The following is a 13,147-nucleotide window of genomic DNA, read 5'->3' on the forward strand; positions in this document are numbered from 1 at the left end:
ATCCTGCAACTATAAAATAATACTCAAAATAATTTGTGTTGCAGCTAGGCGGCCAGAGAGGATATCTCGGGGAGCATACATAAGTATGTGACCCGAGTAGCCGAACGCAGCCAACAACGCTGCGGCGCAAAGTGTGAAGAGTATTTAGTCTTCTTTCTCTTTAAGGGGAAGCAAAGCCCTAATCGCAAACCCACCGCGCTCACTCTTATGGATTTCAATGCTCCCTTCATGGGCATCGACAATCCGGCGAATAATCGCCAAGCCTAAACCAGTCCCTTTATTACTACGTGCTTTTTCGCCTTGTACAAAGGGTTGGAATAACCGGTGAATATCTTCTTCTTTGATACCTACACCATCATCTTCCACTTGGAACCAAACAGAATCTTCCGTTTTACCACTACTTACTTTAATCCAGCCATTACCATAACGATATGCGTTGACAATCATATTCGTGATAGCGCGTTTGATAGCTAACGGGTTACCATTTACTATCATTGAGCCCGGCTCCAGCGCTGTTTCGATTTCACCGATCACATTGCTTTCTGAATTGACCGCTTCCATAAGGATTGAATTAAGGTCGCAGAATTCCATATCCATTTCTTGCCCTGTTTTCAGGTAGGACATAAATTGACCGATGATCGCATCACACTCTTCAATATCTTTATTGATAGACTCCGCAAGGTAGCTATCTTCTGGGCTCATCATTTCTGTTGCTAAACGAATACGAGTTAATGGCGTTCTTAAATCGTGGCTAACCCCTGCCATTAAAACAGTTCGGTCGTTTTCTAGCGTTTTGATTCCAGCGGCCATATGGTTAAAGGAACGAATTGCCGCCCTTACCTCAGTCGCGCCTTTTTCTTGCATGGGCGGTAAAATAACCCCTTTTCCAACCTCACCAGCATGGTATTCCAACTCAAGCAACGGCTTGTTCTGATAACGAATATACAGCCACACTCCGGCAAAAATTGTCAGGAAAATAGTCAGTGTATAACGGAAAACGAGGGAAAATTGATTTTGACCTATCTCAGTCAAGGGGACTCGCACCCAGATATCAGGTGCGAGGTAAGATGTCAGCCACAAAATCGGATATTCACGGCCTAATTCGAGGTGAACATTTGCCTTACCACCTAAATAATCCGACATGTGTTCGCTTAAAAAATCATACTCTTTCGCCCAATTCAACCCTTCTTCCATTGCAGCTGAATGAGCGTAAAAGGTAATACCTAATTCATTATAGATTTTTTTACGTAACGCGGGGGATACCCGCACCGAGGTCCCATCCTGTAGAACCATTTTCTCTGTCATCAACGTCCTAACTTCATAAGCCAGTACTTTGTTAAACTGTTGTAAGCTAGGCATCACAACAAAATTCAACACGACCATATAGCTGGTCACTAGGCTTGCGAATAACAACGCAACGAACAAAAATAACGAGCGAGAAAATGTACTACGTCGTGAGAACCTCAGTCGCTTCATGCTTTACTTCCATCTGGAACAAACACATAACCCAAGCCCCAAACTGTTTGAATATAGCGTGGATGGGCAGGGTCTTCTTCAACCATACGGCGTAAACGTGAAATTTGAACATCGATAGAACGTTCCATCGCACTGTATTCACGGCCTCGCGCTAAGCTCATTAACTTGTCACGAGATAATGGTTCCCTTGGATAAGAAACCAACACTTTTAATACCGCAAATTCACCACTAGTTAATGGCATATTTTCATCACCTTGGAACATTTCACGAGTTCCAAGATTTAACTTAAATTTACCAAATGTAATGACAGCATCATCTTGAGATGGCGCTCCCGGTAGTTCATTTGCTTGGCGACGAAGTACCGCACGGATACGAGCCAGTAATTCGCGTGGATTGAAAGGTTTTGGAATATAGTCATCAGCACCAATTTCTAAACCAACAATGCGGTCAACCTCTTCACCTTTCGCGGTAACCATAATAATAGGGATTGGGTTATTTTGACTGCGTAAACGACGACAAATTGATAACCCATCTTCACCCGGTAGCATTAAATCTAATACTATCAGATGAATTGATTCCCTCGTCAGGATTCTGTCCATTTGTTCAGCGTTTGCGGCACTTCTTACCTGAAAGCCTTGCTCTGTGAGGTAACGCTCTAGCAGTGCACGTAAACGCATATCATCATCGACGACAAGAACCTTATAACTTTCCTGCATTTTGTAGCCCTCAAGATGTGCATCTTTCAAATTATTTTTTTAATCAAAGTAAGCAAAAAAATATTAATGCCTACTAATTTACCACTAACATAGGATTTAATGAATCATTTTACACTTCAGATGCTTAGTGGACGATAACTTATTTCTAATATGAAATAGGTTACTTGCCCTCCTGGAGTATTTACTATTATCTCATCATCAACTCGTTTACCAATCAGGGCTCGCGCCACGGGAGAGTCGATTGAAATCCATTGTTTTGTAGGGTTAAACTCATCAGCCCCGACTATCCGGAATATTCTGATATTTTCATTTTCATCTTCAAGTTTAACCCAAGCACCAAAAAAGACACGGCCTTCTTGCCGAGGGTCAGGTTCGATTATCCTTAGTTGATCCAATCTTTTAGATAAAAACCGGATACGCCGATCAATTTCACGTAACCTTTTTTTACCGTATATGTACTCTGCGTTTTCTGAACGATCCCCTTGGGCTGCTGCTTCAGAAACAGATTGGGTTACTCTAGGCCGTTCTTCTTTCCACAGATACTTTAGCTCTTTGTCTAACGCATCCCAACCTTCGCGCGTAATTAAAAGACTTTTTGTCATAACCTTAAAATATTCGTCAATAGAGACAGTGATTATAATAATTTATAGAACATAATCTGAGACTTTCCTACCAATAGGCTTAAATTCAGTCTGGAAATTATGGCTATCACCAAGTATAACAGTGCAGTAAATTTTTTTAATTGTTCTTTCAGTAGGTATTTAAACACGACATGAATGAAACTCTAAGCCAAATCATCGCAGCAGAACTGCATGCCCAACCGAAACAGGTTTTTTCTGCCATCACCTTATTAGATGAAGGTAATACTGTCCCGTTTATCGCTCGTTACCGTAAAGAGGTTACCGGAGGGTTGGACGATACTCAGCTTCGCCAGCTAGAAAGCCGCTTAGGGTACTTACGCGAACTGAATGACCGTAAGCAAACCATTCTGAAATCGATTGAAGAGCAAGGGAAATTAACCCCAGAGCTTGCCTCTGCGATTGATACTACCCTCAATAAAACTGAACTTGAAGACCTGTATTTACCGTATAAACCGAAACGTCGTACCCGTGGGCAAATCGCCATTGAGGCAGGGCTTGAGCCATTAGCGGATACCTTGTGGACAGACCCAAGCCAGTCTCCTGAAGAACTAGCCCAAGCTTACATCGATGCAGATAAAGGCGTAGCGGATATAAAAGCAGCCTTAGATGGCGCACGTTATATTCTTATGGAGCGTTTTGCCGAAGATGCCGCCTTATTGGCCAAAGTTCGTGACTATATTTGGAAGAATGCCCACCTTGTTTCTGTTGTTGCAGAAGGTAAGCAAGAAGAAGGCGTTAAATTTAGTGACTACTTTGAGCACCAAGAGCCTGTAGCTCAAGTCCCCTCGCACCGTGCACTTGCTATGTTCCGTGGTCGTAATGAAGGTATTTTACAGCTGTCATTAAATTGTGACCCACAATTTGATGAGCCACCAAAAGAAAGTTACTGTGAAGAGATCATCACTCGCCACTTAGATGTACATTTGAATAACGCCCCAGCTGACCAATGGCGTAAAGCGGTGATCAGCTGGACATGGCGAGTCAAAGTGCTTCTGCACTTGGAAACGGAAGTAATGAGTTCTCTGCGCGAAAAAGCAGAAGAAGAGGCTATTAACGTTTTCGCCCGTAATCTCAGTGATTTGCTGATGGCCGCCCCCGCAGGCATGCGTGCAACTATGGGGCTCGATCCTGGCCTGCGTACAGGGGTAAAAGTCGCAGTAGTTGATGCAACAGGTAAACTGATTGCAACCGATACTATTTATCCACACACTGGCCAAGCGGCTAAAGCAGCAACGATTGTTGCCGCGCTGTGTCAAAAACATCATGTGGAACTCGTGGCAATCGGTAATGGGACTGCATCGCGAGAAACTGAACGCTTCTTTGCAGAAGTCCAAAAACAATACCCTGAAGTAACAGCCCAAAAAGTCATCGTCAGTGAAGCGGGGGCTTCGGTCTATTCCGCCTCTGAGCTTGCTGCGCTTGAATTCCCAACATTGGATGTATCTTTGCGTGGTGCCGTATCTATTGCACGCCGTCTACAAGATCCTCTCGCTGAACTGGTAAAAATTGACCCTAAATCTATCGGAGTTGGTCAATATCAACACGATGTTAGCCAAACTCAGTTGGCACGTAAACTCGATGCTGTGGTTGAAGATTGCGTAAACTCCGTTGGTGTCGACCTAAACACAGCTTCAGTTGCCTTACTGACTCGCGTTGCCGGTTTAAGCAAGATGATCGCCCAAAATGTGGTGGATTGGCGTGATGAAAATGGCCAATTTAATGATAGAAAGCAGTTACTGAAAGTCACGCGCCTTGGGCCAAAAGCATTTGAACAATGTGCAGGTTTCCTACGTATCACTAATGGTAAGAACCCATTGGATGCTTCGACCGTTCACCCTGAGTCTTACCCAATTGTTGAAAAAATTCTTGAGTCTGTCCGTCAACCACTAAAAGAAATTATGGGTAACTCACAAGTGCTTAATGCCTTAAGCCCACGTGATTTCACCACAGAACAATTTGGTGTCCCAACCGTCACGGATATCATTAAAGAATTAGAAAAACCGGGTCGTGACCCTCGCCCTGAGTTTAAAACGGCCACCTTTGCCGAAGGGGTTGAGACCATGAATGACCTTGTCTCTGGGATGGTCTTAGAGGGCGCAGTTACCAATGTAACCAACTTTGGCGCGTTTGTAGATATTGGTGTTCACCAAGATGGGCTCGTTCATATTTCTTCTCTATCAAATAGTTACGTTGAAGACCCTCACAAAGTGGTAAAAGCGGGTGATATCGTAAAAGTCAAAGTGCTAGATGTCGATATCGCGCGTAAACGTATTGCGCTAACGATGCGTCTGGATGAGCAAGCTGGTGATACGAATAGCGCACCTCGTCGAGCAGCTCCAACGCAAGACAAAAACCCACGCAAAGCAGCACAACCAAGGGGTAATGCACGCCAAAACTCATCATCTTCTGGTAACAGTGCGATGAGCGATGCACTGGCTGCCGCATTTGGCAAAAAACGTTAATTACGTTAAATAGGCATCGCTATAAAATAATTGCGATGCCTATTATTTTTAATTAATTCACTTCACACTCGTTAATACACTTCAAAATACTCTTATACCCCAGCGTTTCAACAGCCCCACCGATTAAGAAAACAGGGCTAACTCAATGCTTCGTTGATCCACATCAAGTCAAATTGACGAAAAAAGAGGCTAAATAGAACAAAAGTAGATGATTATAATTCTCATTGTTAATTAGATTAATTTTTGTTGGGTTACGCTATCAAGTTATTGATACCCATATTTCTAGCAATAAGTATTGATATCATTATAAATTGAATTAATAGGAAGACACTATGGCTCTACTTCCTCAATGCAGCTATAAAATAATTGGTTTTTCACCAGAGATAAGCCCCGCTTACCGACAAAAACTTCTTTCCCTTGGTTTGCTACCGGGTTCTGTATTTAAAGTCGTGCGCTTAGCGCCATTTGGTGACCCTGTGCAGATAGAAACGCATCGCGTGAGCTTAGTATTACGTAAAAAGGATCTCGCCCTGCTTAACCTTGATGAAGCGCCTACCGCTTAAGTATTCTTTTTATATTATTGGCAAACACTATGAAACGATTGACTATCGGCTTAATTGGCAACCCCAATGCAGGCAAAACGACCCTATTTAACCAGCTAACAGGCTCGAGACAACGCGTCGGTAACTGGGCAGGTGTCACGGTTGAACGCAAAGTTGGTCGCTTCCACACAGACGACCATAAGATTGAGCTTGTTGACCTTCCAGGGACTTATTCCCTCACCACAATTTCCGAGCAAACCTCACTAGATGAACAAATTGCCTGTTACTTTATCCTAAGTGGCGAAGCTGACATGCTAATCAATGTGGTGGATGCATCAAACCTAGAGCGCAACCTTTATCTTACATTACAGTTAGTTGAACTCGGTGTTCCTTGTATTGTTGCTCTTAATATGTTGGATATCGCACAAAGCCAACATATTGATATTGATATTGCTCAATTGGAGAAACAACTGGGTTGCCCTGTCATTCCAATGGTTTCAACACGTGCGACTGGTATTAATGAATTAAAGAAAACCATTGATACTCATCCACAAAATAGCCAAAAAGCCCTTGTCGAATATCCACCTCAATTATTACAAGCGGTAGACTCACTGTCAGATCAAATATCATCACAGCAATTTAGCCACCAACAACGCCGCTGGTTAGCATTACAAATCCTCGAAGGGGATATTTACAGCCGCCAACGTGCAGAAATAACAGAAGAGCAATTACTTTCGACACGCCAACAACTTAAAGAGAGTTTGAATGAAGAACCCGAGTTACTCATTGCAGACTCTCGCTATCAGTCTATTGCGACTATTTGCCATGCCGCTATTAATAATAGTGCTGCTGAACCCAACAAATTAACGCAATCACTGGATAGATTTATTCTCAGTCGCTGGCTTGGTGTCCCGATTTTCTTATTTGTCATGTACCTGATGTTTGTATTAGCAATTAATATCGGAGGAGCACTACAACCTTTCTTCGAGGGGGCATCAGAAGCCATATTTATTCATGGTCTCCAGTGGCTGGGAGATTATTTGAGTTTCCCTGATTGGCTAACCATCTTCCTTGCCCAAGGTGTTGGTGGTGGTATTAATACCGTTTTACCACTCGTACCACAAATCGGGATGATGTACCTATTTCTTTCAATACTCGAAGACTCCGGCTATATGGCTCGTGCGGCATTTGTAATGGACAGGCTCATGCAAGCACTGGGCTTACCCGGCAAATCATTTGTGCCCTTAATTGTTGGCTTTGGCTGTAACGTTCCTTCCATTATGGGCGCACGTACTCTTGATGCACCGCGTGAAAGGCTGATTACTGTTCTAATGGCACCATTTATGTCTTGCGGCGCAAGGCTGGCAATTTTTGCAGTATTTGCCGCGGCCTTTTTCGGTAAAAACGGCGCTAGTGTTGTCTTTTCCCTGTATATTTTAGGGATTGTGGTCGCTATCCTGACAGGATTGCTACTCAAACACACTTTAATGCGCGGTGAAGCCTCCCCTTTCGTTATGGAATTACCGGTTTACCACGTTCCTCACGTCAAAACGTTACTGATCCAAACTTGGCAACGCTTGAAAGGCTTTGTGGTACGTGCTGGTAAGGTTATCGTCGTTGCCAGTATCTTTATCGGCGCATTAAACAGCTTCTCTTTCTCAGGTAAACCCGTTGATAATATTAATGATTCGGCACTGGCTTCGGTCAGTAAAGTTATCACGCCTGCATTACAGCCAATCGGCGTTCACGCGGACAACTGGCAAGCCACCGTCGGATTAATCACGGGAGCAATGGCCAAAGAAGTGGTCGTGGGTACATTAAATACCCTGTATACCGCCGAAGCGATCACCGCCGAACCATTTGATGCTGAATCTTTCAATTTGTGGGAAGAGTTAGAGGATGCGGTATCCGATACTTGGGATAGCTTAAAAGAAACCTTTACATTAAGTGCGCTATCGAACCCTATCGAAGCCAGTAAAGGGGACGGTGAGATGGAGTCAGGCTCTATGGGTACCATGGCAGCGAAATTTGGTTCTGGCATCGCGGCTTATAGTTATCTAATTTTTGTCTTGCTATATGTGCCTTGCGTATCTGTGATGGGAGCTATCGCTCGCGAAACCAATAAAAGCTGGATGAGTTTTTCCATTCTTTGGGGGCTCAATGTGGCCTATAGCCTTTCTGCGCTGTTTTACCAAATAGCGACATTTAGTGAGCACCCACAAAGTAGCTTAATAACTATCATTGCGGTAGTTGCTTTCAATCTTATTTTATTTATGTTCTTACGCCGTGTCCGTAGTCGGGTCACATTGAATATAAAAAGTAAAACTGCGGCGCAATGCTCTGGATGTTCAGGCAATGCCTGCCACTAAGGAATAACGTGATGGTCAGCTTGTTACAAGTTCGAGATTTAATCGCCTTATATGGGCAAGCTGACATCACTTTACTGAGTGAGCGCCTCAATACCCCAATTCCGTTGGTCCAAGCCATGGCTGAAAAGCTAGTGAGTCTAGGCAAAATTGAAAAAGTCGATGTGAGTGCTTGTTTGACAGGTAGCAGTTGCAAGGGTTGCCCCGAAAGCACCGACTGTGCGCACTTTGTGTATAAGATAAAGTGAGGCACCTTGAAGGAATGTCATAAACCTGCAATTCTTTTTATCGCATAGTTGAATTCTTAAAAAACCAGACCTCTGCCGGAATATTGGGGTTTAGTTTGTGTCAATAAATCATTAACCATCATCGATTCCTTTTGAAGTAAGGGGATAACATAAAGTGCTGTAATAAAAAGCCTGCTATGGAACTATAGTTAGCAGAATATACGCTTTAAAAACCCCCCTTAATGACTGATGGTTCTATTTACTCTTCCAATCGGCTTTGAAAGTCACATAAATACTCACAAAACTCATCAGGATGTGAAATAAACGGGGCATGAGCGCTATTGCGCATAATCACAGACGGAGAGTGTGGATAAAGCTCGTCCAATACGGGCACCACTTTACGTGGGACAAGCCCGTCAAGATAACCATAAATGCGTAAGAATGGCACTGGCAGTTTTTTCAATTCCTCACGCAAATCTTCGGTACGTAATGACTCAAGCCCCGCATTTAGCGTTTCTACCGTCGGAATAGGCTGCTCGAGAACAACTGATTTTAGCAACTTTGCATCATTTCTTGCGCTTTCTGTCCCAAGCGTTTGCAGTGCTAGAAAACGTTCAACGGTGCGGTGGAAATCAGCGGCGAGCTGATGCTCAAAACCTAATAAAACCTCAGGTCTGATCCCCGCCCAGTTACTGCCATCGGCTTTAAAACAAGGGGATGATGCTACTGTTATTAGCCCTGTCACTTCATAGGGATGGTCAAGAGCGATACGACTTGCCACCAGCCCCCCCAATGACCACCCTAACCAAATGGCATTTTTCGGAGCCTGTGCCCATAAAATATCCGCCATAGATTGAATACTCATTGGCGGAAAGCCTTGGCTACGACCGTAACCAGGTAAATCAACCAAGTGAATACGAAAATGCGAAGCGACCCGCGGAATAATGGTTTGCCAAACTTGCGCATTCAGCCCCCATCCGTGTAGTAACACAATATCTTGCTTTCCATCGCCAACGGTCTGCCAATATAACTTTGTCATGGTTACACTCTCTTCGTTCATTTCTTAGTCGTATATTTTTAACAGGACATTACCATGCTAACAATGGAAGGGGTCTGTTGGCTATGCCACCAATCACTAAAATTAATTCATCAGGGCATTTGTTCATTTTGCCTCAAAGGGTTACCGAAAATGCCGGTGAGTTGCTCTCGTTGTGCTTTGCCCTGTGAGCTGCCTATTAATGAATGCGGTCGTTGCCTAAAGAGCCCCCCAGCTTGGCACCAGTTGGTCACTGTAACACCGTATCAAGCCCCATTACGTAAACTCATTCATTATTTTAAATTTAATAAACAGCCACAACTTGCCTTTTCCTTAGCCCGAATTTTTGTTTTATTTTGGCTCACTGGTTACCGCCATCATCAATGGCAAAAACCTGATTTAATCATGACTATTCCCTTACATCGCCGTCGGTTATGGTTTCGCGGCTTTGATCACATGGCCTTAATTGGTGAAATATTGTCCAGATGGTTAAATATTCCCTATTCACAAAATTCATTATTACGCAGTCATGATACACTGGCACAGATTACACTAAAAAGAGAGCATCGCCGAGCTAACCTTAAAGGTGCATTTACCTTAGAAACGTCAGTTTCAGGCCTACATGTCGCTATTATTGATGATGTTATTACCACAGGTTCTACAATGAACTCCGCAGCAAAATTGTTGATTTGTGCGGGTGCGCATACTGTTGATGCGTGGTCACTCTGTCGCACCTTGTAGGAAAGGGGTAAATGGGCGTATTATAACCAACTAAAGCAGTCAACTATTATTGAGCAAATGATTATGATTAATATTACTGAAGCAGCACAGGCTCATTTTGCCAAGTTGTTGGAAAATCAAGAGCCAGGAACCCAAATCCGTGTATTTGTCATCAACCCAGGTACACCAACAGCAGAATGCGGTGTGTCTTACTGCCCACCGGGTGCCGTTGAAGCAACAGATAAAGAACTGAAGTTCGAAAAATTATCTGCTTATGTTGATGAAATTAGTGCCCCATTCTTGGACGATGCTGAAATTGATTTCGTCACTGACCAACTGGGTTCACAACTAACGTTAAAAGCACCAAACGCAAAAATGCGTAAAGTCTCTGATGATGCGCCATTAATTGAGCGTGTTGAGTATGTTTTACAATCACAAATAAACCCTCAATTAGCCAGCCATGGCGGCCGTGTTTCTCTGATGGAAATCACCGATGATGGTTTTGCTATCCTACAATTTGGTGGTGGTTGTAATGGTTGTTCTATGGTCGATGTCACCCTCAAAGAGGGTATCGAAAAAGAATTACTGAAAATGTTTGATGGTGAGTTAAAAGGCGTTAAAGACCTAACTGAGCACCAACGTGGCGAGCACTCTTTCTACTAATTGCCATTGATGTCTGGCACCTGTTTTTCTGCTTACAGGTGCCTAATTTTATCTTTTATGGGGGTTTCCCCACTATATTCGGTATTTTATGGACCATTTCGAGACACTAACACCCGAGCAAGCCTATCAACATTGGTTAGAAGGCACTGCTATACTTGTTGATGTACGTGATCCACAAAGCTTCCGTGCAGGCCATGCAAGTGGGGCTTATCACCTTACCAACGAGTCACTCAGTCAGTTTTTGGAACAAACGGATTATGAACAACCCGTCATGGTCATGTGTTACCACGGGCATAGCAGTCAAGGTGCTGCACAATATCTGATCAACATCGGCTATGAATCTGTTTACAGCATTAATGGCGGGTTTGAAGCTTGGTTAAGGGAATATCCACAAGCCGTCACGGCGCTCTAGATGAGAAAACGTATTCATGATCCACATCACTTCTTTTGCTAACCCGAGAATGGCGCAAGCATTTGTTGATTACATGGCAAGCCAAAATATTCATTTAAAAATGCAGCCATCGCAGGAGCAACCGCTATTTGAACTTTGGTTAGAAGATGACCAACATCTTTCTCAAGTACGCAAAGAACTCGATATCTTTTTACAAGACCCTAACCACCCCCGCTATCTAGAAGCTAGTTGGCATACCGGTAGTGCAGATACCCAATTTCAGTACCGAAATTACCTCACATGGAATTACCTAAAAGAGCAATCAGGCCCTTTAACTATCGCTGTTATTGTGTTGTCGATTATTGTATATCTTTGGGTAGAAATAACAGATGCGCGTGAAGTTTTACGTTACCTAGCTTGGCCAATTGGCGACCAACAATCTGAACTTTGGCGCTGGTTTAGCCCTGCATTGGTGCATTTTTCGTTATCGCACATTGGCTTCAACCTTGCATTATGGTGGTTCCTTGCTGGGCAAGTTGAACGAAAACTGGGAACAGGGAAACTCTTCACCATTCTATTGGTCTCAGCCTTATTCAGTAATTGGGGTCAATCACTATTTAGTGAAAATAATTTTGGCGGCTTATCTGGTGTGGTATATGCCTTGGTTAGCTACGTTTGGTTAACCGGCGAACGCCGGCCAGAAAGTGGTATCAGCATCCCACGGGGGCTAATGATATTTTCAATTATCTGGCTCTTTTTCGGTTACTTCGATATTTTAGGGATGCATATTGCCAATGCCGCACATACTTCAGGGTTAATTATCGGCTTATTGATGGGAGTATGGGATAATAGGCAAAGTTTCAAACACCAGAGCTCCAGATAAAACATTTTAATAATTAGAGGCCAACGCTGTGAAACAAACCCAGAGACATGATGCAATCGTTGAACTTGTGCGTCTTCAGGGATATGTCAGTACTGAAGAACTTGTCGAACATTTTGAGGTTAGCCCTCAAACCATCCGACGAGACCTCAATGACCTCGCTGAACAAAATAAAATTCAGCGGCACCATGGCGGCGCGGCACTACCTTCAAGTTCCGTAAATGCCGCTTATAACGACCGTAAAATTATGTGGTCAGATGAAAAAGCGCGTATTGCACAACATGTCGCTAGTCAAATCCCTGATGGCGCCACATTATTTATTGATATTGGTACGACGCCTGAAGCGGTCGCCCATGCGTTAGTGAATCATAAAAATTTGCGAGTAGTAACCAATAACTTGAACGTTGCTACTCTATTGATGCCAAAAGAAGACTTTCGCTTAATTTTAGCGGGAGGTGAAGTCCGTTCCCGTGATGGCGGAATTGTTGGTGAAGCCACGTTGGATTTTATCTCTCAATTTAGGTTGGACTATGGCATTCTTGGTATTAGTGGTATTGATATGGACGGCTCCTTGCTTGAGTTTGACTACCACGAAGTTCGTACCAAACGCGCAATTATTGAGAATTCACGCTGTGTCATGTTAGTCACCGACCACTCTAAGTTTGGCCGTAATGCGATGGTTAATCTCGGTAACATGAACTTAATCGATTACCTATTCACCGACAAACAACCACCTGATAGCATCCTCAAAGTGATTGAGCAACATAACGTCCAGCTCGAACTTTGCTAATCAAATCATTATGTTCATGATGGCAGCGCACCAGCCTGCCATCATGCTTCTGAATATCTGCCCCTCGCTTTAATTTTTTATATCCTCCGTTCCTTGTTCTTTTTCGCTCGAAACTCAAATTTCCCTTTGTAAATAACATTATTTTAAATGTGGGTATTGAAAAAAGTTTGTTACCAATATCACGCACTTGTTATTTTTTCTTCATTATTAGTTGGCATACTAATGGAATTTGATTAC

The 13,147-nt window shown here is 43.3% G+C and carries 13 protein-coding genes; 9 read left to right on the forward strand and 4 right to left on the reverse strand.

What is annotated here, in order from left to right; translation table 11 throughout:
- Window positions 1-144: 144 nt before the first annotated feature.
- The 3 genes from envZ to greB form a co-directional block, all read right to left on the reverse strand.
- A complete protein-coding gene (gene envZ / locus ACIPUA_RS12795) occupies window positions 145-1,476 on the reverse strand; it encodes a two-component system sensor histidine kinase EnvZ (RefSeq protein ID WP_042847749.1) in 1,332 nt (443 codons plus the stop codon).
- A complete protein-coding gene (gene ompR, locus ACIPUA_RS12800; protein WP_042847751.1) occupies window positions 1,473-2,192 on the reverse strand; it encodes an osmolarity response regulator transcription factor OmpR in 720 nt (239 codons plus the stop codon). The genes envZ and ompR overlap by 4 nt, the downstream gene beginning before the upstream one ends.
- A gap of 116 nt (window positions 2,193-2,308) precedes the next feature.
- Entirely contained in the window at window positions 2,309-2,794 is a 486-nt protein-coding gene (gene greB / locus ACIPUA_RS12805) for a transcription elongation factor GreB (RefSeq protein WP_042847754.1), read from the reverse strand.
- Between the two features lie 170 nt (window positions 2,795-2,964).
- On the opposite strand from greB, the gene ACIPUA_RS12810 reads away from it, so the two are divergent.
- From ACIPUA_RS12810 to ACIPUA_RS12825, 4 genes are all read left to right on the forward strand, one after another.
- Window positions 2,965-5,295, forward strand: a complete 2,331-nt coding sequence (locus ACIPUA_RS12810) for a Tex family protein (RefSeq protein WP_042847756.1) — start codon at window positions 2,965-2,967, stop codon at window positions 5,293-5,295.
- Window positions 5,296-5,627: 332 nt separating this feature from the next.
- Window positions 5,628-5,858, forward strand: a complete 231-nt coding sequence (gene feoA / locus ACIPUA_RS12815; RefSeq protein ID WP_042847759.1) for a ferrous iron transporter A — start codon at window positions 5,628-5,630, stop codon at window positions 5,856-5,858.
- A 29-nt stretch (window positions 5,859-5,887) separates the two neighbouring features.
- Complete coding sequence (gene feoB / locus ACIPUA_RS12820; RefSeq protein WP_042847761.1) at window positions 5,888-8,206, forward strand: Fe(2+) transporter permease subunit FeoB; 2,319 nt, start codon at window positions 5,888-5,890, stop codon at window positions 8,204-8,206.
- Between the two features lie 11 nt (window positions 8,207-8,217).
- Window positions 8,218-8,451, forward strand: a complete 234-nt coding sequence (locus tag ACIPUA_RS12825) for a FeoC-like transcriptional regulator (protein ID WP_042847763.1) — start codon at window positions 8,218-8,220, stop codon at window positions 8,449-8,451.
- Window positions 8,452-8,689: 238 nt separating this feature from the next.
- Here ACIPUA_RS12825 and bioH read toward each other — a convergent pair whose 3' ends face one another.
- Window positions 8,690-9,469 (reverse strand): pimeloyl-ACP methyl ester esterase BioH, encoded by a 780-nt coding sequence (gene bioH, locus ACIPUA_RS12830; protein WP_131680894.1) that lies wholly within the window; start codon window positions 9,467-9,469, stop codon window positions 8,690-8,692.
- A gap of 54 nt (window positions 9,470-9,523) precedes the next feature.
- Here bioH and ACIPUA_RS12835 point away from each other — a divergent pair, with 54 nt between their 5' ends.
- The 5 genes from ACIPUA_RS12835 (at window position 9,524) to ACIPUA_RS12855 (ending at window position 12,910) form a co-directional block, all read left to right on the forward strand.
- A complete protein-coding gene (locus ACIPUA_RS12835; protein ID WP_449059753.1) occupies window positions 9,524-10,207 on the forward strand; it encodes a phosphoribosyltransferase family protein in 684 nt (227 codons plus the stop codon).
- Window positions 10,208-10,270: 63 nt separating this feature from the next.
- Window positions 10,271-10,849 (forward strand): Fe-S biogenesis protein NfuA, encoded by a 579-nt coding sequence (nfuA, locus tag ACIPUA_RS12840; RefSeq protein WP_042847770.1) that lies wholly within the window; start codon window positions 10,271-10,273, stop codon window positions 10,847-10,849.
- Between the two features lie 88 nt (window positions 10,850-10,937).
- Complete coding sequence (gene glpE / locus ACIPUA_RS12845; protein WP_042847772.1) at window positions 10,938-11,261, forward strand: thiosulfate sulfurtransferase GlpE; 324 nt, start codon at window positions 10,938-10,940, stop codon at window positions 11,259-11,261.
- A 16-nt stretch (window positions 11,262-11,277) separates the two neighbouring features.
- A complete protein-coding gene (glpG, locus tag ACIPUA_RS12850; RefSeq protein ID WP_042847773.1) occupies window positions 11,278-12,123 on the forward strand; it encodes a rhomboid family intramembrane serine protease GlpG in 846 nt (281 codons plus the stop codon).
- A 28-nt stretch (window positions 12,124-12,151) separates the two neighbouring features.
- A complete protein-coding gene (locus ACIPUA_RS12855) occupies window positions 12,152-12,910 on the forward strand; it encodes a DeoR/GlpR family transcriptional regulator (protein WP_004262881.1) in 759 nt (252 codons plus the stop codon).
- Window positions 12,911-13,147: the final 237 nt, after the last annotated feature.

The sequence above is a fragment of the Providencia sp. AGC89 genome (genome assembly GCF_053543535.1).